The organism is Candidatus Leptovillus gracilis (assembly GCA_016716065.1).
GTDB classification, from domain to species: domain Bacteria; phylum Chloroflexota; class Anaerolineae; order Promineifilales; family Promineifilaceae; genus Leptovillus; species Leptovillus gracilis.
Genome location: JADJXA010000003.1, coordinates 304,640 through 325,568, shown reverse-complemented (window position 1 = coordinate 325,568; position 20,929 = coordinate 304,640). Strand labels below are relative to the sequence as shown.

Genomic DNA, 20,929 nt, shown 5'->3' with positions numbered 1-20,929 from the left:
TATGGTGCGACGGCCGTTTATCTGCCAGTTGTGGGAAAGTGAAGTGGAAAACGGCCGTCATGATTGACCGCCCTGTATGCGTGACCATCACTCCCTCATCGCGTCGCCAGGGGAAGGTAAACCCACTGCGACGGCACAAAAACCACCGCCCCCGCTTCGTACGCTCCCACGTCGCACTGCCCGTCAATGCGGAAGAAACCGCGCTGGTCGGTGGCCGGACAGTCAGCGTTCAGACCACCGTCGATGGCTGGACTGCCCGCCAGCAGCGGGATTGTCAATGTCGGCCCGCCATTGTCGGACAGAGCGCCAACCTGGGGATTGACGGCCGTTTGCCCGCCAAAACACTCATAATCATTCCAATTGCCCGTCGTCTTCTGGGGGTGCTGAATATTGCCGCCGCCGCTGTTCAGTTCCACCGTGCAGTTTTGCTGGATGTCCCAAGGATTGCCGCCCGTATTGCTGGCGATGATGCTGTTTTGCACGTTGGCCGCCCCGGCGATGGCCCCACCCACAAACCCGGCGTCGTTGCCCACCAGGGTGCTGTTGATGATGGTCGTGGCGCTGCTGGTACGAATCGCGCCGCCGAAGCCGCGCTGCCAGTCGTCGGCTGCCAGGCTACCGCTTTGGGAATGGATGGCTTTGTTGCCGGTGAAGGCGCTGTTGCCAATCGTCACCGGCGCGTCCAGCAGCCACAACGCCCCACCCTGGCTGGCCATGTTCAGCGGCCCGGCTTCTGCCCGGTTGTTGGCAAACAGGCTGCGCGTAATCGTCAGCGGCCCAATGCCCAGGGCGCTCTGATGGTAAATCGCCCCGCCCTGCCCGCGGTTGGTGGAGACGTTGCCGTCGAAGGTACTCTGGTCAATGAGGGTCGCGCCGGAACCTTCGGGGAAGCTGAATATCGCCCCGCCCAATTGATTGCTCGTATTCTGGCGAAAGGTGCTGGTCACAAGCTGCACCTGGCCGCTGAGAGCCTTCGTGCCGTCCATATAAATCGCGCCGCCGCCGCCACCACCCGCCGCGTTCTGGGCGCTGTTGCCGGTGAAGGTGGTTCCCACCGCCAGCAGGTTGCTGTGCAGCAGGTGAATCGCCCCGCCGTTGCTGGCCTGGTTGCCGGTAAAAAGGCTGTCGCTGACCGTCGCCGCCGAACCGCCGGACAGGTACAGCGCCCCGCCGCCGTTGCCGCCGCCCGGAATGCCCGGCGCAGTGGCGGTGTTGCCGTCGAAGGCGCTGTCGCTAATGGTCACGACGACCCCGGCGTCATTGGCTCCCCAACCGTTGGTGGCGATGGCCCCGCCATTGGCGGCCACGTTGTCCTGAAACGTACAGTTCTCAATGGTGAGCGTACTCAGCCGTTCGGCGTAGATGGCCCCGCCGTTGTCGTTGGCCCGGCCGTCCACCAGCCGCAGACCGCGCACGGTGAAAGCCGCCCCATTTTGCACATTGAACAGGCGCGTCGTCCCGCCGCCGCTGATGGTTATCAGGCCGGCGCCGTCTACGGCCGTATCGGTCATAATCGTTTGCCCGGCGGTCAGGGTGATGGTGTGGGGCGCAGGGCCGCAGTTGAAGCTGACATTACCGCCGCCACCAAGCGCCGCCGTGAGCGCCGCCGCCGTGCAGCTTCCCGGCGTGCCCGTCCCCACCACGCCGGCGGCCTGTAACGGCCGTGTACCGACCAAACCCCACCCCCAGACAATCAGCCCTAGCAATCCCGTCCACAGTGTCATTCGTTTGCTGGTCATCGTCATCCACTGCCTGCCTTTTGGTTAGTGAACGGCCGTTTGCGCGAAACGGTCGTTTTGCCCATTATATAGGGAAAAGCCGCCCAATGGCGGACGGCCCCATAACTTGCTCCCGCCGCCTGGTTTCGCCAGACAGTGGACAGGAGAGAAATCATGTGTCGTAACATCAAACAGCTTCGTTTACCCGACCGGCCGCCCACCGATGAAGAAATCGAATTGGCCGCTTTGCAATTCGTGCGCAAGGTGAGCGGCTATCGCCAACCGTCACGCACCAATGAGCTGGCCTTCCAGACGGCCGTCGCCGACATCGCCGCCGCCACCCGCCGCCTGATGGACACCCTGACCGTACCCAAATAGTTGCTCCTATGGGACAGACGCCGGTGAAACGCTGTAGAGTCAATGGCTAAACGTCTGTCAGAGCAACGGCCGTTGTCCTACAATAGAAATTAGGCCCTTTCGCCATAGGCGGGCAACAGCCGTTGCCCCCACTATGGTAGTTTGGAGAGTCATATTCACCTCAGCCTTTACCCTTACCGGCGACTTTTGGTAATAGCGAACGGGGAGTTTGCGATGAGTAAAACGATCGTTTTCTTGAGCTTTTGGCTGGCACTTCTGACGGGTTGTACTTCGCCTACGGGGAATGAATTGGTGGGGACGGCAACGGCCGTTCCACCAACAGCGATACTACACACAGGGGAAACGGCCGTTACTCCAACCCCAACAACGCCGACGATAGTCGTAGATACCACACCGCCGCTCATGCCAGATGGAGCAACGCCAACTATAAACGTCCCAGAACCAACACCCACTCCAACGCCATCAGGAGATCGGGATTTATCCCTATTCCTGCCTCAATGTGACCGACGGCCGTTAACCGGTCTGCCCACACAACCCCATCCCGAAACAGGCGAGACGTGGGCCCGGTACGCTAACGAAGCCTACGGCTTCGCCTTCACCTTTCCGCCAGAATGGGAGTTGGTGGAAGGGCAAAACTACATCTGCCTCAATTACCTGCCGCAACCAGAGACAAGGTTGATCATCGGCTTCAAATGGTTTGATGACAAGCAAACCGCTATCGTTCGTTCCGGCGTCGCCGCCGGGGATCTGACGACAACAGGCACAGTCAGCTTTTTAGGACGAGAGATTGACCGGAACATCTTGCGCTACGAAGGCAAAGAAAAAGCAGTCCTCTATAACAACGCGGCGACTATCCGCGCCAATGATTTGCTATTCACCTTGAGTCTCGATGACTTCAGCACATCCTATGAAACGGCCGAACTCACCCCAGAAATCATGCAAATGGCCGACGCCATTGTGGCCTCTTTTGAGTTGATTGATCGCCTATACGTCAACGAGACCTACGGCTTTTCCTTCGTCGCGCCCCCCGAATGGCGCTTACGACCGGCAAAGGTTTATGGCACTCCCGACGATCAGAACGCCATCCAGCTATCCTACCGGCCAGATCGCACCAACAACATCGTTTTGTCCATTGGCTTCAAGCGGCAAGATGAGGAGGATATTCACATCGTTCGCACCGGCGTGCCCGAAATGGATGAGGCTATCACCAGTGAAATTAGCTTCATGGGGCGCACCATTGGCCGAGATGTTCTCCGCTATGAAGGTAAAAACAAGATGATTTTGTATCATGGCGGCGGACCTATTCAGATCAATGACCTGATTTTCACCCTGAGCCTTGATTACTTTGGCACAAACTACCGCGACTTTGCCATGCCCGTAGAAGTGATGACAATGGCGGATGAGATTGTGCAATCTTTTGCGCTTGTTGGGGAATAAAATGGCTATGAGACGAGTCTTGACTGTATTACCCTTCATTATGTTATGTTTGCTTACGGTCGTTTTCACCGCTTGCACATCACCCCCAGAAGTAACGGCCGTTCCCACCCCCACCTCCACTACAACCATAGCGCCAATGCCAACGAATGTTGCGCCAACGCCAACGAATGTTGCGCCAACGGCCGTTCACCCCACACTTGACCCCCAAGCCAACCTGCCCCAACCCGAATTCCCCACCGCCACCCCCCTGCCACCCACGGCGACCCCTACGCCGCCCCAACTGCTCTTGGACGCGGCGCGCCAATTAGGACGGGGCCAGATTTTAGACGCCGTCTTCTTGCCCGCCGGTGATACCTTCGCCATTGCCCTCGGCTGGGCAAATGGCGTTTCGCTGGCGACGCTGGATGGGCAAGAGTTGTGGTGGCAACCCACCGACGCCCTGCTCGTCGCCCTGGCCGCTGACCAGCAAGGGGCGCACATCGCCGCCATTTTGGAGAGTGGCGCATTGGTCGTTTATTCCGCCGATACGGGTGCCATCCAGCAAACGGCCGATAGCCCTCCTTACGTCTACTGGAGCGACATCGCCTTTTCCCCCGATGGCCGTTGGCTGGCCTTCCAATCCATCGGCCCCAATCGGGGCGACCCCATCTTTTTGCTGGATTTAGAGAATGGTGCGCTGAGCCAGGTTCCCAGTTCACGCATTAGCTCCGGCGTACGGCCGTCGCTAGTCTGGTCGCCGGATGGGCAAACGCTGACCCTGCCCGCGTTGGGGGAAGATTGTGCGCGCTTGCTTGACGTCAACACAGGCGAAGTACAGCTCGATTTGCAAACGGCGGCTGGCTGTTACGACCCCTGGGCCATCGCCTATGCCTCCGACGGCCAACGGCTGGCGCTGGCCGACCCGTCCGGTGGCGTGGCCCTTCGCCGGCCGGACGATGGGCAGTTGGTGGGGCATTTGCCCGGCGCGGTGTTAACGAGTCCAGATTGGGCCGCGCCGCCACTGACCTTTAGTTCCGACGGCCGTTGGCTGGTGACGCCCGGCGGTTATGCCTTTTATGGCGACGCTTTCCTCACCCTCGTCTGGGATGTGGCGGCGGCAAGGGTTGTGGCCGAGCGGCAAGCCGCCAGGGAAAAGCGCCTGGCGCTGGCGTTTGCCGGTGATACGTTATTGAGTTTGTACGCCGACGGCCGTATCACCCGCTGGCCGTTTACGGAAGACGGTGCGACGGAAACCGTCATCGGGCGGATTCCCGTCATCGCCCCCTATCTCGATTTGCGCTGGTCGGCCAATGGCGCAAGATTGGCTACACCGCTGACCTATGGCGGCGTGGCGGTCTGGGATGTCGGCCGGGCTGAACCCATCGCCCTGTTCCCCGCGCCACTCACCGACCCCGCTTTGAGTCCCAACGGCCGGTGGCTGGCACTGCGCCATCCCGAACAGCGGGAAATCCAGTTATATGACGTAGACAGCGGCGCAACCATCCCCAGCTTTGCCGCTGCCGAGTCATTACCGGCGGGCGACCCGTTTTCGCCAGACGGCCGGTGGCTGGCCTATGGCTCTGGCAATCGGCTTCAGTTGGTGAAATTAGATGGGACGGCAACGGCAGTTTCGCTGGCCGGCTACCCGGAAGGGCAAACCATCACCCGCGTTATCTGGTCGCCCACCGGCGATGCCCTCGTCGCCGCCGGCGCGAATCCCTATGAAGAGGTGGGGCAAATAATTTTGTGGGAAGAAACAGGGAATGGCGATTTTATTGCCACCTATCAGGGGGAATCGGTGCGGGCGGGGTACACCTGCTGCGTCACCCTCGCCGCCTTTAGTCCGCAGGGGGGATACGTTGCCTTCGAGTTTGCCCCCGATTTTGAGGCCAGCAGCCTACTGGTGGAGGTGTATGACCGCCAGCAGGGAACGGCCGTTTTGCGGCTGAACGAGTATGAACTGCTGACCTGGCTAGACGATGATCGCCTGCTGACCCATGAAGTGCAGTACGAGACGAAGTTTACCCAGTGGGCGGTGGGGGACGGCCGGGCAACCGTGTCCACCAAAAGCACCATCGGCGATGAGGTGTTTGCGCCATCAGGCGGTTTCTACGCCCACACAACCTATGCTGGCCCCAACATTGGCCGCGCCATCCGCGTTGGACATTGGTTGCATCGGGGGGTCACGCAGGACGACAATGTGGGCAATGATATGGGGGTGATAAGCTGGTCGCCGGACGGCCGTTGGCTGGCGGCATTAGCCAGTGATGGTTCGCTCTGGCTGTGGCCGGTGGATAATCTCTTGGCCGACAGCCCCTAGCTGGTTGGTTAAGAGAGTGCCGGGCGGCAGTGACACATGCGCACAGCTTGAAGTTCTCTGAGCATTCTGTTGACCGGTTGGTTAACGGCCGTCCACCAGGCCACCCTCTATGCCACCTGCCGGTAATAATCCAACAACGGCCGTTCATCCCACCAGGGACAAACAACACCGATGAACGATGAAATCGAAGAAGCGCACATCCCACTCCGCCGCCAGTTAGAGCAATCTGAGACGGCGCTGCTGCACGGCAACCGGGCAGTTCTCTTCCGGCATGGTCGCTGGCACTACCTGACGTTGGGCGACCAGGTCGGCGGGATGGGGATACAAGCGTTGAATTTCCTGTCTCCGGGCCGAGCGGAATCCTTGATAGCGGCCTGGTTGACGGGCGGCGCGCAGCCTGTGACCTATGCGCAGGTATCGCCGATTTGGTCCACCGAGGTCGCGGAGAAGGTTCTCCCCACCGCCGCCGCCTATCGTCCCCTGCTGCTGGCGGGGCGGGTGAGCCTGGTACGCGGTGCGACGACAGACACACTCTCGGTCATGGTCGGCTCGCCGGGCGATGCGCCGGGTGAGGTGGCAGGGGATGAAACGGCCGTTTTGTCCTTCCTGGCGCAGATGATGGCAAGCGGTCAGGCGGGACCGTATTTGCGTTTCTGGTAGGAAAAGAGGGTGGGGGGAACGGCCGTTGGCGGATTGTCTGACGCAGGTGAGCGAACAGCCTATGACGACCGCTCCTGGCTAAAGGGCGTAAGTAGGGGCAACGGCCGTCTCCAGAACGCAAGATGTGGAACAAGGAAATGACCATTGGCTGCAGGTGGAATGGGCAAAAAAGTGTGGGCCGGGGAAACGGCCGTTTTCTAGCCTTCGTGCTCTCTTTACATCGTCACAAGTTTGTTTGGAGGAAACTAAACCCATCCTACAAGATGAGCAAAGTAAGATTATTTTTGAGTCAATGCGCCCCAATAATGAGTCATTTCGGATAAATTTGCATCAAAGACTTTCTTGTATGACGATAGAGGTATCACCTATAGAGTAAACTCCTATAGAATGAACTCCGTCTTTATCCCGAAAGTAATCCCGCCAGGACATGGAACTTGTGGCGCTGCCCACTGTTCTGGAAATGCATTCATAGAAGGTTATTTATGGACCGTCAAGTATTCAAAATCACGTTTGTCAAATTCCTAGATCGACATCTTCGGCGGTTCTTTTGGCTCCTTCCTCTCCTCGGGCTGGTGTTCGTTGCCGTTCCCACCCATGCCCAAGATAGACCCGAGGCAACGCCCACGGCCGTTCCCGGTGAAGCGCCCATCGAAGCGCCGGAGCGGGTAGACGTGCAGCCGGTTGCCCGTGACGAAGAAATAAGTGAACGGCTCCAAAACATCCTCGAATCCACGGGCTGGTTCACCTCTCCTAACGTAACGGTACAAAACGGGGTCGTCTTTTTAACAGGCCAGACTGAGTCCCAGGAATTCAAAAGGTGGGCTGGTGACTTGGCTCGCAATACTCAGGACGTGGCCGCCGTTGTGAACCAGATCACCCTCTTGGAACCCTCAATCTGGGATTTTGAGCCGGCATTGGCCGGATTGCGCGCCCAAGGGCGCAGCATCGTGCGTGCTCTGCCCCTGATGATCTTCAGCCTGTTCGTGCTGTTCATTGCCGCCCTTTTCGCCAAGTTAGCCGTTTCTCTATCCCGCCGTCTCCTGCATCGCCGACTCCCCAACAACCTGTTGGTCAACGTCATTGCCCGGGGTATAGGTGTGGGCGTGTTTCTGCTGGGCCTCTACATCGTCTTTCAGATAGCCGGATTAACCCGTATTGCCCTCACTGTGATCGGCGGTACAGGATTGCTGGGACTGGTTCTTGGTATTGCTTTCCGTGACATCACCGAAAACTTCCTCTCCAGCATTTTCCTCAGCATGCAAAACCCCTTCCACACAGGCGATCTGGTGGAGATTGATGACACGATGGGCTACGTGCAGCTTTTGACCACCCGCGCCACCGTCCTAATGACCCTGGAGGGCAATCACGTCCAAATTCCCAACGCCACCGTCTACAAAAGCAAAATCTTCAACTACACCAGCAATCCCAACCGCCGTGTAGGATTTATAGTGGGCATTGGCTATGAAGATAAGATTACGACGGCTCAGGAACTGGTCATGCAGGTGCTGGCGGAACATCCGGCGGTCTTAAAGGAGCCGGAACCGTTGGTTTTGGTGGAAAATCTGGGCAGCGCCACGGTGAACCTGCAAATTTATTTCTGGGTAGACGGCAGTCAGCACAGTTGGCAGAAAGTGAGGTCGTCGGTGATTCGCCTGGTGAAGCGGGCTTTTCAGAATGCCCACATCTCCATGCCGGACGAATCGCGGGAATTGATCTTCCCCAACGGGGTGACTGTGCGCCTGGTTGAGCCAGGGGATGCCAATTTAACGGCAGAGGACGAAGCACAACAAGAACCGGAAACACTCTCGACAGGAGCTGAAGGTGGTTTACGCAGTGAGGCGAGTGAAATTGAGCGGCAAGCGCGCCATTCCCGCACCCCTGAAGAGGGAGAAAATTTACTGGATCCGACAGCATGAAGAAGGGTTTTGCACAAAGCCTCGAAAAGGTTCGATTCAAGCTAACCATCAGAAGTGGAGACACTAATACTATAACGAGACTTCGGCGAGTAGCTTTCACCCTTATGTACATGGATTTTGAATGTGATGCACCCATATATGTGCTTTGTGGTCAATATGTCATGATTTAGATTTCGCAAAAATATGATGCAACCATTTTCATCACCCACATATGGTGACAGCATAATGTAGGGGCGTTGGGGATGCAGTTAAGCGTCGGCGAGCGCCATGCTGCCAAATGCGCCCATCCTTCTGCTGGATGAACCAACGGCCAGTCTGGACCCGCAAACCGAAGAGGCAGTACCGGACACCATCTTCCGGCTGGCTGAAGGACGCAGCCGGCTGCTCATCACCCACAGCCCGGCGGGTTTGGCGCAAGTGGATGAGGTTGTGGCTTTGGCTGATGGCCGGTTGGTGGGCGATAGGGGAGAAAAGGTGCACGGTAGCGAGTAGGCGCTAACAGCGCCGCTATCGGCAAAGAAGGGAACAAGAGATTTTACGGCGCTTACTACAAGCCCACTGGGAGGGGATTGATAACACGTAGGCCACCACCAGTTCCCGCCAACGTTTTTCCCATTGTCAATCTGTTCTGGGTAGTTCCAACATATAAAGCTCAGCCACGGCCGTGTCTAATACCGCCAACTGTTCATCGCGCCCCAGCACAACTAATACGTCGTCGGCTTCCAGCTTTGTGGTGGAAGCTGTCCCCAGGCGAATGCGCGGACGGCCGTCGCGTTCGCCGCGCTCCACCAGACCAATCACATTCAAATCAAACTGTTTACGAAAATCCAGGTCTATCAACGTCTGATCTGCCCAGGCAGATGGTATTCGTACCCGGCGAATGCTGACGCCCGGCAGAATCTGGCGGCTGTCATACGTCTCGCGCTGCGTGCGGTAGATGCTGTTGTCGTGGGCCAGCAGTTCGGCGATCACCAACGCCAACAGCGCCGGAACCATGTAGATGGAGCCAAACACCTCCACCGTGAATAAGATCGCTGCCAGCGGCACATTCACCAGCGAGACCAGGCTGGCCGTCATGGCCGGCACAATGAGCATCATCGGCTCGTAGTTAAACCACCCGGCAAACGCTGTAGCGACCATCGTGCCGAAAAAAAGCGAGGGAACCAACAGCCCAGCCGACCCGCCAGAGGTGATGGTCATCAGAGTGGCAATAATTTTAGCCCCCAGAGCAACCAAAGCCTCGACAATAGTTAGTTCGCCGGCCAGAGCCGCGTTAATGGCCGATTCACCTGTTCCCAGAACTAATTCGAGTCCTTTATCCGTCAGACCTGCGTTTTGCAAAGTCCAGGCTACGATGATGGCGGTAACGGCCGTTAACCCCGCCCCCACCAGATGACGCACGTAAGTTCCCGGCAAACGATGGTGAAACGCATGGTCAAAACGGCCGCGCAGCAGCCGAAAAAAGATGCTCAACAGCGAAATCAACACAGACATCAAGGCCAACACGCCATAATACGGCAGGTCAGACGGCGGCACGTAATGAGTCCCCACTTCAAAAATCGCCGTATGCCCGGCCGAAAACAGGTCTGTCAGAAAAAAAGCGACCAAGGCCGAAATCAGCGAAAACATCAGCTTTTCCACAATGGGGCGTCGCCGATACATCACCTCGGTAGCAAAAAAGGCGGCGGCAAAGGGTGCGCCCAACAGCACAGACACGGCGGCAGCGATGCCGCTCAACTGCGCCGTCTGTAAATGGTCCGGGTTGCCCGGCTGCCACCAATACCACACACGCCGCAAAGCAGTCACACGAGTCGCCGCCTCTTCGCCCAGTTTACGCGGCTTAAACAGGCTGGCCGACAAACTCTCGCCAATCAAAGCCACACTGGCCTCCAGGCCACCACTACCGCCGCTCCCCAAAGTCGCCAGAGTGGCGGCAAATTTGCGCAGCGCCAGACTAAACGTAGGCATTTGCCAACGTACGGCCACCCCTTCCTGGCCGGTCAGGGCGTTTTCGAGGGTGGGTTCAGACATGTAGTAGAGCGAAATAGCGCGTTCCAAACCGTCGCCTTCCACGTCGTTAAGCTGATGGATTTGCCCCTGGTTGTCCCGGTAGTAGATGATTTCCGCGTGGGCGCGGGAGATGGCGGCTACAACGGCCGCGCCCAACAGCAGCGGCGCAAACACAAACAACAGCGAAGGCGCATTTTCCAGCCAACGGAGGGTGATGTGGAAAAGCCAATGGACGCTCTCCTTGAGTGAAAAGACCGCCACCCATACAACGACGCCAATGATCACAGACTGGACAACCAGTCGCCTCTCTTCCTCGTTGACGTAGGAGGCCACGGCGCGTAATGTGCCCCAAAAGTCGTCGAAGATGCCGCGGAAGAATTGCAAAAGGAGTTTCATATATCCGTTCACTGTTAGCGGCAGGTTGTGGGGGCACGGCGTGCTTCACCCACGGCTGCTTTTGTCTGTTGTTGCCGATAGTAACTGCTGCGCGAGTACGCCAGCTGGTCACAGGCTTGTTTCGTATTTATTTTCTGCGCCAATTGGCTGACGGTTGCCCTCATTTCTCGTCGTCCTTCGGTTGTTCCAGAGTGATACCCAAGATTTCCGAGAGTTTTTTGAGCCTCGATAACTAATTCTACCCAATGTTCAACTTTTTAGCGGACACTAAAATCATCTAAATGAAGCGGTAGCCGCCCCAATTGCAGATTGATAAACACACAAACCGTCTGCGACAGCACTTACGAATCGCATTGACTCAAAAATAATCTGTAACTATACAGGTGTGAGTTGAGGCATGAGAACATTATCGTCAAACAGAGACCCTAATGCTTCCCACACATTGAGACCCTGTTTACGAATCGTGGAAATATAGGTGCGCAGCGAACAGAATTGTTCAGCGCCTTCCCAACTGCGAAAAGAGCCTGAGATTTTCTGCTGAACCTTCATCATTCTGATGTCTCGTTCAGCCAAGTTGTTATCAAACGGCACCTTAAAATCATGGACAAAACGCAAGATAGCCTCCTGCTGCTTGTCAAATGTTCTACCAGATTACGCGCCTTTGTTTTTTTTGCGCCGCCCTCGTTTGACAAGGGGCGGATGTTCATCAGGTAACAGGTTTTCCTCTAAAACCGAAGGCAACAATGGTGTCATACATTTGGTGGATTCGTTGCAACTGCTCGATTGACAATTCGGTTTCCCCTGCCTGATAAGCTTCGGCAACCAATTGTTTGGCCGATAACAAATAGACAATCATCAGTGCTGCCCATTGCTGTTGATCGTTCTCAACCAGAGCCGTCAACTCGCGCAAATGATGGGCATTGCACAAGGCATGAAGCAACAATTGATACTTGAAATAGGTCGCCCAGTTATCGTGAACAAGGGCGCCGGTGAATTCAGGCAGAATGCCAATGGCGTCAGTCGCCTTTTTGCCCCGACTTTGATGCGGTTCATAATAAGTCAATTCTGGGGTGCTGACGGTATGGAGCCAAGCTCTTTTTCCACTGATATAGAAGCCTGTCTCATCAGCATGACCGACTTCGGCCTTTTTGACGGCTTCTTTAATGGCTTGTGTGGCTGGCTTCACATTTTCTGCGGCAGTCTCTAAAAAGTTTTGCAATGAACCAGTGGAAATGGGTAATTCAAACAGGTCGGCCAACATCTGTCGCTCTCGTTCATACGGAATGAACTGCTCATTGCGCAGATAAACTGACAACCGCTTGACTTGCGAACCATATTGCACCGGGTTGGTCACATCCGCTGGAAATTCACCGGTTGTTGCTTCACCACAACAGGGACAGATGATGGTTTCGGCTTGGTGTTCGATGGTCACATAACGCAATGGCGGTAATTCAAAGACCTGTCGTTTAGCAACTTTACTGGCTACAATTTCTTCGGACAATGGGGCTTGGCAATGGTCACAGCGGGCTGGACGATGCGGTTCAATGAAATCTGGTTTTGGGATTGAACTCAAGCGTATGCCCTTCATGTCCTTCCTGACCACCAGCTTTGCGCTCTGTTTGTGGCCGTAGACTTTTGGGCTTAGGCTTCTGTCGGCCTTTATCGCGGCTGGACGGCCAACTGGAGTTGTGGCTATTTTGACCAAGCAACTCGACTAAATGCTTGATTTGAGTCTCAGCAACGGTCAACTTTTCGCGGAGTTCTTGGACTTCTCGCTTAAGTTGCTTGTTTTCTGCTCGCAGTTGTTGCACTTCGTCCATGCTTATCATTTATACCACAGGTTTTGGACCTGTATAGTTACAATAATCTTACTTTCGCCTGCTGTTCTGGCTACTTTCTTGTCCATACGCTTGCAATATGTACGGTTAGTTGAGGAGGGAAATGAGGGCGAAAGAAGGTGAAAACGGCCGTTTCTACCGCCACAAAAGTATCCTATCGACCACAACGTAGATGATCATTCCCCAATGCGGGGTCAGCTGTCGCCAGTTTCCAGGCGCTTCTGTTGCTCCTGATAGCGCTGCAATTCCTCGCGCACTCTGGCTTCCATGTCCTGGCGCGATACTTTGCCTTTGCCTTGCAAAACCGCTTTCTCGTTGAAGCGCAAGAAGTCATCTAGTTTGTGAATCCACTGCTGCATGTACATCGGTCGTTTCTCCACCGCCTGCAACTCCGCATAGGCCAGGAATTGCTCCACCAGCAGGTTGAGCCGTTTCAGTTCAAGCTCTTGGAGATAATTTTTGGCAATACAGGCCTCTTTCGCGGTCACCACCTGTCCTGACCAGTTGGTAAGACCCATCGCTGGCGACTGGCTGTTGATCCGCTCGGTGATGAGTTCAGCCGCCGTCCGTCCATGAATGGCGTAATGGAACTTGTTTTGTACGGTGGCGAAGAATTCCTGAGCCTGAGCCGCCTTCGGGTCATAATCAATGCTGGTGGCAAAGATGTCCAGGGCTTTGCGATAGAACTGCTGCTCAGACGTCCGAATCCGGCGGACCCGTTCGACCAGTTCCTCAAAGTAGTTGCGTTCGCTGCCCTCCAGTCGGGCGTCGTTGAGGACAAAGCCTTTCACCAGGTATTCGCGAAGCGTCCCGGTAGCCCAAATGCGGAACTGGACACCACGATGGGATTTAACTCGGTAGCCGACAGAGATGATGACATCCAGATTGTAAAAGGCGACTGGCTTGTCTGAGTTAGCAATATGCAAAAAATGCATATTGCTTTCGGCATCCAGTTCGCCTTCTTTGAACACGTTGTTGATATGCCGGGAAATAACCGATTGGTCCCGTTGGAACAACTCGGCCATCTCTTTTTGCGTCAGCCAGACGGTGTCCTCTTGCATGACGACCTGGATTTGCGTCTGTCCATCTTCGGTCTGGTAGAGAATCAGCTGCGACTGTGGTTTTCTATCCATTGCGCATCCTTCTGGAGGGGTTGGTTTTTTAGCACAAATATTCTAGCCGAAATGGCCGGAGTTTCAAAGCCAATTAATATCAACGATTCTTCCTTATCGGAAATAATGAACGGGGCAAAAACCATTGACATTTTTCGACCTTCTGCCGTTTCACTACGCCACACCATCTTGCCCCAACAACCTACCGACACAGCGACTTTGGGGCAACTTCGTTGCCAGGTCTCTGGCGGGCCAGACAATGCTCTCTTCCTTTTTGAATGAGGTCGGATTAACCCAATCAGGCTGATTGCCAACATCGCCTGTCTTTCGCTGCCTTGCCCTTGACAACCGGCATTCACTGGGGTCAAACATAGCTCTGCAGCGCTGTTATTCAGCCTCCGCCAACTGCTGTTCCAATTCGCTTAGGGAAATCAGACGCGACCCTGTTTCCTGAGCCTCCTGCTGCAAAGCGGCCGTAAACCCGCCTCGCGCAAACAAAGCATACTGTGTTTGCCACCCCTCCGTCACCTGCGCCATGCGCTGGCTGCGTTTTATCAGGTCGTTCAGGACGTGCCGGCTGAGCGCATCCCGTCCCCATTTCGCCTTCGCCAATCAGGAGTTTCTGCTCACGGGGGGCGGCCGCTACCACATCAAGCTGCACCCCCTGCCCCCGATAGGTGCGCCAGTAAGACCCCACAGCTTCGGGCACAAACGGGAGTTGTCCGGCCATCGCCGCCGCCCAAACCCATTCACGGCACAACTCTTCAAAAACATGTTCACCGAGAAACGGCCGTAACTCCGCCTGAATTTTTGTCGCCGCCGCTGCCTGATAACCACGGGCCAGCGGGCCAAGCTGCGGTACCACAAAGCGGTAGTAAAAGCGCAGAAAATGGTCGCGGACAAAGTAACGGCCGCTTTTGCTCTGCGGCCGGGCCAACACCGGCTCGCGTCGTTCGATGAATTCCAACTCTTGTAGAATTTTGAGATAATGCCCCAACGCGGTTTCGCTCAGGCCAGACATTTTGGCAATGTCTGACCATTGGTGAAAACCAGCGGCCACCGACGATAGGATAGACTCATAGGTCTGCGGTTCTTGCAGTTGTTCATAGAGGATGAGCGGCGGGTCGGACAGCATCAGGCTGCCCGGCGACAGACAGTGGTCCCGCAGCGCTGTAACAAAACTGTCCGTGCGCGTAAACAGTTCAAGGTAAGCCGGTACGCCCCCGGTGACGCCGTAAAGCGCCACCCGTTCATCGGCTGGTCGTTCCGGGAACAGGGCCAAGACCGCGGCATAGGGCAGCGGGCGCAGGCGAATTTGGGCGGTGGCTCGGCCGTACAAAGGGGCTTGATAGGCAAAAACCTCTCGCGCCATCATGCCGATCAGCGAGCCGGTGAGGATGAGCTTAAGCTGCGGGATGTGCGATAGACGATGGTCCCATACTTTTTGGAAGATGCTGCTGATGGCCGGTTCGTTGCGCAGCAGGTAGGTAAATTCGTCCAACACCAGCAGATGGGGCTGACTGCTTAACGCCACGATGTCGGCCAGGTGGTGCAGCGCCGCCTCCCAACTGGCAAAGGTGAAATCGGCCGTTGGTGGCCCAGACATGCGGGGGTCGTAGTCCAGGATGGCCTGGGAGAAATCGCGCAGCTGGTAGGCTTCATTGTGAGTTGTCGCCATCCAGTAAAACAGGGGCGCTGTCTGGCGCTGCTCCAGAAAGTGGGTGATGAGCCGGGTCTTGCCAATGCGCCGACGGCCGTACAGGATGAGCAACCCGGCATTGGGCGACTCATAAAAGGTCTGCAAAATCTTTAACTCACGGCTGCGTCCGACAAAGTCCATAGGGTGTCGCTCTTGGGATACGTCAATTATAATTGTGTGGTATATAATAACATTGGCAATTATAACGAGCAATTAGTGGGAGATCAAGAAGGGTTCCGCCAGGACTAAAATGGGGTTTTGGGGACACCCGGCCAGATGAAACAGGTCATATGTGGGGCGTTAAACTCCGTCAGCTAGGGCTTTATTTCAGTCGGCAGGGGCTTCACAGCCCCCACCGCTGATTCAGAACCGGACTTGAAAGTTTCCCCTCATCCGGCTCCTCGCATGATTGGCTGCTGTCATCAGTGCCTCTAGGGGGTTTTGGCCCAGCCCCTCGAAAAGGTTCAATTCAAGCTAATCACCAGAGGTAGAGACTCTAAAATCAAAATCTGAAAATTAGCTGATTTGGCCAATGCGCTAAAGATATGGAAGATGAGTTTGCCGCCGCTGGTCGTGGTATCGATTGACTCCTGCAAGCTCTGTAGTCCAATTCCTTGCTCTTCAAGCGAATTAACGGATTCAATCAAATGTTCAGGGAACGGCCGAGGCGATCCAGTCGCCAAACTACCAGAACATCTCCCTGTCGAAGATAAGTAAGTGCTTCATCCAGTCCCGGCCGCCTGGTTTTGGCGCCACTTATTTGGTCATAAAAGACTTTCTCGCAACCAGCTTGCTCCAGCGCATCTGTCTGCAATGAAAGGTTTTGTTCGGTCGTGGAAACGCGTGCATAGCCAATTTTCATAAGTCAGATCGTATCGTGCGGGAACTCATCTGACCAACAAGTTCCCGCACTTTGTTTTTCACACCGAGTTTCTGCACCACCTTGCCTCGAGAGGGCAAATTTGTGGCCGATTTGCGCAGAAAACGTTCGTTTTCTGCGCCAACCTGTCGCCGCCAACGGCAGGCGACTATCCATATCGAGATCAAAGCGACCATACGGATTGACGTGCAGATAGAATAATGGGGTTAACTCGCGCCAATCTTCATCAGTCATGCGGGTATACCATTTTGGCTCGGCCAACACCTCCTGCACCATCAACGTGTTCACATAGACCAGGCAGGCTTGCAGTAAGTGCATGGACGAACGGCGATTTCCTGAGCATCAACATCGTTTGTACTGACTTCGCCATGACGACCGTAATAGATGAAGCTATTGGCGCTATTCCAATTCTCGACAACATTCAACCCTTCCTGAATCTCACGCCGAACCGATTCATGCATCAAATAGTTGCAGAGAAAAACCGTTTTGATAGCGCGTCCCAACTCTGATAGCGCCTTGTATGTAGGATGCTGCTGGTTAGACCGGGCGAACCGTTTGAGGATGGCTTCGGCTTCGACCGTGCCCAAACGCAGTGCCGTTTTGTACTTCACCATTTCATCATATTGCTGCCGGATCAATTCCCAATCAATTGCCGCCTGCAGAATAAGCGCCAAATTAGGATATAGAGCGGCCATATCCTTGTCGGGCAAGCAGAGCTTTTGCTCATGCATATTCTTGAAACGCGGCATCAATTGGAAGCCCAACAGGTGACAAAAGGCAAAGGCAACATCACTCTGTCCATGTGTATCCACATAGTTGCGATCCACTTGCATGGCGGCACAATAGGGTACTGTGCATAAACGCGCAGAAATATACGCTAAGGGCTTTGTGAATCAAGATAACCATATTTTGCCCGTAATTTAGTTCAATACGAACTAAGTTGTAGTGATTATCATTGATCAAAGCAACTCAAGAAAACGGTCATTTTCATTTGTCAGCATAAACTCTCCAGATAAAATACTCTTAGCGTATATTTCTACGCAAATATGTTTAGTACCCTATCTACCGCCGCATTCTGGCCGAACATCCCGACCACCCGCTGGCGAAACAGGCCGCGCCATTAACCTGACGAGGAACCCATGAACCAGGAACGCGAATTAACTGCACCCGTTGACCTCTGCCTGCCCAACGGCCGTCTCAATCCGGCGGCTGTTGGCTGGTCACACTTTCCCCTACAACGCGGCAACCGGCACGGCCGCTGGAACTGGGCCGTGCGCCGGGAAGACAAAACGGCCACACCTTCGGCCTGAACCCGGGTGGATGGCGAGGACTACCGGGTCACGTCGCCGTCTTCTGCGTCAGGATTTACGCCGGCAACGGCCGTGCCCATATCCATTAGCGTACTCACCGTCCGCCTGTTCCGGCCTGTGATGGCGACGCCCCAGCCCTGCCCAATCTTCTCGGCCAGTTTAGATCGCCCAATGCCATCCGGCGCATGGAGATAAAACATCCGGTCAACGAGCGCATATTGTTCATCCGGTCGCTTTACGGCTTCCAGTGCTTCCCAATTGATGGTTGCCGGGTCGCCATCCAGAAAAAAGAAAGGGCCTTTGGGATTTCGTGGAGTTTGGCGTGATGCGTGATGCGTACTATCTCTCTAGTCACGCATCACGTATCATGCATCATTTGCTGTCAACCCCTTGAATTCCTAAAGAGCCAGCTTTAGTTCTTTCCAAACATCAGGCACGCAACCCCATGTCAGGTCTTTTGCGCCCAAAAACTGCCCCAACCCGGCCGCGGCCTGAGAAATGGCCTGTACTGTTGGCCCATCGCCTGGCGCTCCCTCCTCCGCATACACGTTGTGCAGATGCAGGGTGTTGGTTTTTCGGTTCATGCCGGCGTCAATGCGTCCAATCAGGCGGTCGTGGTGCAAGATGGGCAGCACGTAATACCCATACGTCCGCTTGTTGGGTGGCACATAGATTTCAATGCGGTAGTAGAAATCGAATAACTGCTCGGTGCGGTCACGGTCGCAAATCAGGTTGTCGAAGGGGGAGAGCAGGGTGGTACGGCCGTGCCAGTCTTCGGCCTGAATCTGGGCCAGCAGGGCGGTATCTTCCCGGTGTAAGTACCAGGGGCCGGGCAGGGGCATCTCCTCGCTGCCCAGGATGGTTGCTTCCAATAATACACCTTCGTCCACCAGCTTTTTCAACACGGCCGTTAGTTTCGGATAGCGCCCTCTCGTATAGTGCTGCTTGATCTGTTTGGGAGTCGCCACGCCTAATGCCCGCACGGCTTTTTGCGCGGCAAAGCGCGTCACCTGTTCCTCGCTCCACGTTTCGCGTGGGGTCCACGCCGGCCAAAATTCTTCGGCCAGACCCCAGAGCCGGTGGTTATTGTGAGGACGGCCGTAAACCGTAATCACTCCCCGCGACCAAAGATGGTCAATCAGTACCGGCACATAGCGCCCACTCCACCAACGACTGTCAAATCGCGGATCATCCGCCAGGCTCAACTCGCGTGACATCTTCGGCGCCTGCCGAAATTCTGTCATCATATCGGCCAGTATTGGTTCGAGCACTTCACGGCGCTCTTCAAACCATTTGGACTCTGGCTTTGCCTGCAAATGACGCATATACCAGTGGTGTACCGGCCATTCCTCCATCAGCACCAACGACGCGGCGTGTGCCCAATACTCGAAAAGTGCCCGCTCTTCAAACCGCAGCCGTTCCAGTTCGGCCCTGTCGAACGCCCCCAGACGGCTCCACAAGACCAGCAAGTGGGTGCGCTCCACGTGCCGGATGGGGTCTAACTGTACACAGCCCAAGTCACGGATGAGATCGAGCAGACACGGCCGTTCCGCCGCATCTAAATGTTGTCGTGAAATCGCCAGTCGTCGCGACGCTTGTCGGGTCAAAGTCACCATCACAGACCTCCGTCTTTCTTTGGCCTATTGTAGTGCAACCCCAAACCTGGAACAATTGTTCCACAAGCCCAGGCCGGGGGTTTCAAAGGTAGCCACAAAATCCTTTTCGCGCTCTCGTGTGGGACACAAACGTGATTATGAAATCGGGGCTACTGAGGTCGGCCAGTAAAACGGCCGTCGTCTTGTTCTGGCGGCAGCGGCTCACACTGGCATGATGGGGATTTCCAGGGTGGCGGACACAGGCTCCCCTGTCCACCCCGTAAAAGCCAAAGCCTCCAGTGGGTAGCTGAGTTGGTACCTGGACTGCGGCAGCCAGGTCTGATAGATATAGTCGTTCAGGAGCTGACGCGCGGCAACGGAGGCAGGGAGCGCGAAACAGGCATACAGGCCGGACGGCATTGTCTTGTTAACCAGCACAGGGGGAAAAGCGATGTTGGCGGCTGTTTCCACGGCGGCCAGGTAGTAGACGCCGACATTTGGATAGTGGGGCACGTAGTGACGCACGGCCCAGGCCGGCTGCTGCGCCAGCGCCCCGTCTAAACACTCTCGCAGCGTCTGCCACAGGTGGGGCACGGCCGTTGCCGCTTCATCCACGGCCGTCATCAGACCGGCTAACATGCGCGACGGCCGTTCTACTACCTGCGGCCGCACACTTGCCGCATTGCTGCGATGGGCCAGGTGCGCCGGGGTGAGCGGCGTCATAAAGCAGCGGGGATCAATCCAGCCTGATTTTTGCCACTGGCTGGGCAGCAGACCAAACAGACGTTTGAAGGCCCGCGAGAACGCTTCCGGGCTGCCAAATTGGCAATCCAGAGCGACCTCGGTGACACGCGCGCCGTCTGCCAGCCAGTGCGCCGCCTCCGTCAGACGGCGACGGACAAGGTAGTCGTAAGGGGGGTGATGGGTGACCTGGTTGAAGATGCGACAAAAGTGGAAGAGGGAATAGTGAACGGCCGTGGCCATATCGGCTACTTTGATGTCAGCGTGCAGATGGTTTTCGATGAACTGCACGGCCGTCGCCATCGCCAACTGCGTCGTGGTCGCTTCGGGAAACGCTTCCAGATAGGCCATGTCACGCTTTCGGGCGGATGGGAACGTAAACGTCCAGGCTCGATTCATCCAGGTAGTCGAACCCTTTGAAGCTGCCATCGTGATACTGGATGTGGTACTGGTGAGCCAGTTCGTAGCCAGATTCAGGTAACCATTCGCCATAAATTGCCAGCGACCAGTCACCCACAATTTCCTGGCCACGCAGCGTAAATACGGCATAGGTGGTCGCCGGCAACACCTTAACGACCGCTTCCAGGGGAACTGGCGCGCCTTCGGCCAGTTTAACGCCGACGAAGACTTCAAACAGGCCGCTGTTGCGCGTCTCCTCATTATAGACGTGCACCTCGTAAGCTATACCGGGCCGGGCAATGAAGGCGCGGCCTGCTTCGTCCAGACTCGCCAGGTAAGCCATGAAACGCTGCCAGAGCCGGCCGATTTCGTTTTCTTCCGTCCAGCCAGGACTGAGACGGAAGGGGTCGCCGTAGAAACTGAAACCAGCCAGCCACGTCTGTTCTTTGCGTACGATTTGTGGGTTCATAGCGCCATCCATCCTTTGATGGCCCCAAGTATAACAAAAGCCCGGCCAGTCGTTGGCAATTTGCGTAGCCAA

Annotated in this window: 21 protein-coding genes and 2 pseudogenes; 7 read left to right on the top strand and 16 right to left on the bottom strand. The window is 55.8% G+C overall.

Features of this window, described 5'->3' with window-relative positions; all coding sequences use genetic code 11:
- Positions 1 to 95: 95 nt before the first annotated feature.
- Complete coding sequence (locus tag IPM39_10305; GenBank protein MBK8986457.1) at positions 96 to 1,739, bottom strand: hypothetical protein; 1,644 nt, start codon at positions 1,737 to 1,739, stop codon at positions 96 to 98.
- Between the two features lie 153 nt (positions 1,740 to 1,892).
- Here IPM39_10305 and IPM39_10300 point away from each other — a divergent pair, with 153 nt between their 5' ends.
- The 3 genes from IPM39_10300 (at position 1,893) to IPM39_10290 (ending at position 5,832) form a co-directional block, all read left to right on the top strand.
- On the top strand, positions 1,893 to 2,096 hold the full coding sequence (locus tag IPM39_10300) for a DUF2277 domain-containing protein (protein ID MBK8986456.1): 204 nt from the start codon (positions 1,893 to 1,895) through the stop codon (positions 2,094 to 2,096).
- Between the two features lie 213 nt (positions 2,097 to 2,309).
- A complete protein-coding gene (locus tag IPM39_10295) occupies positions 2,310 to 3,533 on the top strand; it encodes a hypothetical protein (GenBank protein MBK8986455.1) in 1,224 nt (407 codons plus the stop codon).
- A 19-nt stretch (positions 3,534 to 3,552) separates the two neighbouring features.
- Positions 3,553 to 5,832, top strand: a complete 2,280-nt coding sequence (locus IPM39_10290) for a WD40 repeat domain-containing protein (protein MBK8986454.1) — start codon at positions 3,553 to 3,555, stop codon at positions 5,830 to 5,832.
- Positions 5,833 to 5,939: 107 nt separating this feature from the next.
- Here the strand turns inward: IPM39_10290 and IPM39_10285 are convergent, their stop codons facing one another.
- Positions 5,940 to 6,083, bottom strand: coding sequence for a hypothetical protein (locus tag IPM39_10285; GenBank protein MBK8986453.1), 144 nt, complete (start codon positions 6,081 to 6,083; stop codon positions 5,940 to 5,942).
- 112 nt (positions 6,084 to 6,195) lie between these two features.
- Between IPM39_10285 and IPM39_10280 the strand changes: the two genes are divergently transcribed.
- The 3 genes from IPM39_10280 (at position 6,196) to IPM39_10270 (ending at position 8,900) form a co-directional block, all read left to right on the top strand.
- Complete coding sequence (locus tag IPM39_10280; protein MBK8986452.1) at positions 6,196 to 6,492, top strand: hypothetical protein; 297 nt, start codon at positions 6,196 to 6,198, stop codon at positions 6,490 to 6,492.
- Between the two features lie 482 nt (positions 6,493 to 6,974).
- A complete protein-coding gene (locus IPM39_10275) occupies positions 6,975 to 8,408 on the top strand; it encodes a mechanosensitive ion channel (GenBank protein ID MBK8986451.1) in 1,434 nt (477 codons plus the stop codon).
- Positions 8,409 to 8,675: 267 nt separating this feature from the next.
- Positions 8,676 to 8,900: a hypothetical protein gene (locus IPM39_10270; GenBank protein MBK8986450.1), complete on the top strand. Its 225-nt coding sequence runs from the start codon at positions 8,676 to 8,678 to the stop codon at positions 8,898 to 8,900.
- A 126-nt stretch (positions 8,901 to 9,026) separates the two neighbouring features.
- Here IPM39_10270 and IPM39_10265 read toward each other — a convergent pair whose 3' ends face one another.
- From IPM39_10265 to IPM39_10220, 10 genes and pseudogenes are all read right to left on the bottom strand, one after another.
- Positions 9,027 to 10,814: a chloride channel protein gene (locus tag IPM39_10265; protein ID MBK8986449.1), complete on the bottom strand. Its 1,788-nt coding sequence runs from the start codon at positions 10,812 to 10,814 to the stop codon at positions 9,027 to 9,029.
- Between the two features lie 375 nt (positions 10,815 to 11,189).
- Entirely contained in the window at positions 11,190 to 11,429 is a 240-nt protein-coding gene (locus IPM39_10260) for a transposase (GenBank protein ID MBK8986448.1), read from the bottom strand.
- A 91-nt stretch (positions 11,430 to 11,520) separates the two neighbouring features.
- Positions 11,521 to 12,402 carry an IS66 family transposase gene (locus tag IPM39_10255; GenBank protein MBK8986447.1) on the bottom strand — a complete coding sequence of 294 codons (882 nt, stop codon included), beginning with the start codon at positions 12,400 to 12,402 and terminating at the stop codon, positions 11,521 to 11,523.
- Positions 12,356 to 12,634, bottom strand: coding sequence for a hypothetical protein (locus IPM39_10250; GenBank protein MBK8986446.1), 279 nt, complete (start codon positions 12,632 to 12,634; stop codon positions 12,356 to 12,358). Before IPM39_10250 ends, IPM39_10255 begins: the two co-directional genes overlap by 47 nt.
- A 212-nt stretch (positions 12,635 to 12,846) precedes the next feature.
- Positions 12,847 to 13,785: a virulence RhuM family protein gene (locus IPM39_10245; GenBank protein MBK8986445.1), complete on the bottom strand. Its 939-nt coding sequence runs from the start codon at positions 13,783 to 13,785 to the stop codon at positions 12,847 to 12,849.
- Positions 13,758 to 14,132 carry a hypothetical protein gene (locus IPM39_10240; GenBank protein ID MBK8986444.1) on the bottom strand — a complete coding sequence of 125 codons (375 nt, stop codon included), beginning with the start codon at positions 14,130 to 14,132 and terminating at the stop codon, positions 13,758 to 13,760. Before IPM39_10240 ends, IPM39_10245 begins: the two co-directional genes overlap by 28 nt.
- A gap of 23 nt (positions 14,133 to 14,155) precedes the next feature.
- Positions 14,156 to 15,604 (bottom strand): ATP-binding protein, encoded by a 1,449-nt coding sequence (locus IPM39_10235; GenBank protein MBK8986443.1) that lies wholly within the window; start codon positions 15,602 to 15,604, stop codon positions 14,156 to 14,158.
- Between the two features lie 323 nt (positions 15,605 to 15,927).
- Positions 15,928 to 16,325, bottom strand: a pseudogene (locus tag IPM39_10230) (recombinase family protein).
- A gap of 3 nt (positions 16,326 to 16,328) precedes the next feature.
- On the bottom strand, positions 16,329 to 16,661 hold the full coding sequence (locus IPM39_10225; GenBank protein MBK8986442.1) for a Tn3 family transposase: 333 nt from the start codon (positions 16,659 to 16,661) through the stop codon (positions 16,329 to 16,331).
- Positions 16,628 to 17,176: a Tn3 family transposase gene (locus IPM39_10220; GenBank protein ID MBK8986441.1), complete on the bottom strand. Its 549-nt coding sequence runs from the start codon at positions 17,174 to 17,176 to the stop codon at positions 16,628 to 16,630. The genes IPM39_10225 and IPM39_10220 overlap by 34 nt, the downstream gene beginning before the upstream one ends.
- 306 nt (positions 17,177 to 17,482) lie before the next feature.
- On the opposite strand from IPM39_10220, the pseudogene IPM39_10215 reads away from it, so the two are divergent.
- Positions 17,483 to 17,590, top strand: a pseudogene (locus tag IPM39_10215) (DUF2804 domain-containing protein).
- 83 nt (positions 17,591 to 17,673) lie between these two features.
- Here IPM39_10215 and IPM39_10210 read toward each other — a convergent pair.
- The 4 genes from IPM39_10210 to IPM39_10195 form a co-directional block, all read right to left on the bottom strand.
- Positions 17,674 to 17,853 carry a hypothetical protein gene (locus IPM39_10210; GenBank protein MBK8986440.1) on the bottom strand — a complete coding sequence of 60 codons (180 nt, stop codon included), beginning with the start codon at positions 17,851 to 17,853 and terminating at the stop codon, positions 17,674 to 17,676.
- 198 nt (positions 17,854 to 18,051) lie between these two features.
- The gene (locus IPM39_10205) at positions 18,052 to 19,269 is read right to left on the bottom strand and encodes a YcaQ family DNA glycosylase (protein MBK8986439.1); all 1,218 of its coding nucleotides are present in this window, start codon (positions 19,267 to 19,269) and stop codon (positions 18,052 to 18,054) included.
- Between the two features lie 201 nt (positions 19,270 to 19,470).
- Complete coding sequence (locus IPM39_10200) at positions 19,471 to 20,388, bottom strand: AraC family transcriptional regulator (GenBank protein ID MBK8986438.1); 918 nt, start codon at positions 20,386 to 20,388, stop codon at positions 19,471 to 19,473.
- Positions 20,342 to 20,857, bottom strand: a complete 516-nt coding sequence (locus tag IPM39_10195) for a GyrI-like domain-containing protein (GenBank protein ID MBK8986437.1) — start codon at positions 20,855 to 20,857, stop codon at positions 20,342 to 20,344. Before IPM39_10195 ends, IPM39_10200 begins: the two co-directional genes overlap by 47 nt.
- Positions 20,858 to 20,929: the final 72 nt, after the last annotated feature.

What these genes read in the sequence shown, in the direction of transcription:
- IPM39_10205 (MBK8986439.1), bottom strand. Translation starts at nt 19,269, where the DNA reads ATGGTGACTTTGACCCGACAAGCGTCGCGACGACTGGCGATTTCACGA.
- IPM39_10275 (MBK8986451.1), top strand. Translation starts at nt 6,975, where the DNA reads ATGGACCGTCAAGTATTCAAAATCACGTTTGTCAAATTCCTAGATCGA.
- IPM39_10300 (MBK8986456.1), top strand. Translation starts at nt 1,893, where the DNA reads ATGTGTCGTAACATCAAACAGCTTCGTTTACCCGACCGGCCGCCCACC.
- IPM39_10305 (MBK8986457.1), bottom strand. Translation starts at nt 1,739, where the DNA reads ATGACCAGCAAACGAATGACACTGTGGACGGGATTGCTAGGGCTGATT.
- IPM39_10245 (MBK8986445.1), bottom strand. Translation starts at nt 13,785, where the DNA reads ATGGATAGAAAACCACAGTCGCAGCTGATTCTCTACCAGACCGAAGAT.
- IPM39_10195 (MBK8986437.1), bottom strand. Translation starts at nt 20,857, where the DNA reads ATGAACCCACAAATCGTACGCAAAGAACAGACGTGGCTGGCTGGTTTC.
- IPM39_10210 (MBK8986440.1), bottom strand. Translation starts at nt 17,853, where the DNA reads ATGTTTTATCTCCATGCGCCGGATGGCATTGGGCGATCTAAACTGGCC.
- IPM39_10270 (MBK8986450.1), top strand. Translation starts at nt 8,676, where the DNA reads ATGCTGCCAAATGCGCCCATCCTTCTGCTGGATGAACCAACGGCCAGT.
- IPM39_10250 (MBK8986446.1), bottom strand. Translation starts at nt 12,634, where the DNA reads ATGGACGAAGTGCAACAACTGCGAGCAGAAAACAAGCAACTTAAGCGA.
- IPM39_10295 (MBK8986455.1), top strand. Translation starts at nt 2,310, where the DNA reads ATGAGTAAAACGATCGTTTTCTTGAGCTTTTGGCTGGCACTTCTGACG.
- IPM39_10255 (MBK8986447.1), bottom strand. Translation starts at nt 12,402, where the DNA reads ATGAAGGGCATACGCTTGAGTTCAATCCCAAAACCAGATTTCATTGAA.
- IPM39_10225 (MBK8986442.1), bottom strand. Translation starts at nt 16,661, where the DNA reads ATGCACTTACTGCAAGCCTGCCTGGTCTATGTGAACACGTTGATGGTG.
- IPM39_10200 (MBK8986438.1), bottom strand. Translation starts at nt 20,388, where the DNA reads ATGAATCGAGCCTGGACGTTTACGTTCCCATCCGCCCGAAAGCGTGAC.
- IPM39_10265 (MBK8986449.1), bottom strand. Translation starts at nt 10,814, where the DNA reads ATGAAACTCCTTTTGCAATTCTTCCGCGGCATCTTCGACGACTTTTGG.
- IPM39_10235 (MBK8986443.1), bottom strand. Translation starts at nt 15,604, where the DNA reads ATGGACTTTGTCGGACGCAGCCGTGAGTTAAAGATTTTGCAGACCTTT.
- IPM39_10220 (MBK8986441.1), bottom strand. Translation starts at nt 17,176, where the DNA reads ATGCAAGTGGATCGCAACTATGTGGATACACATGGACAGAGTGATGTT.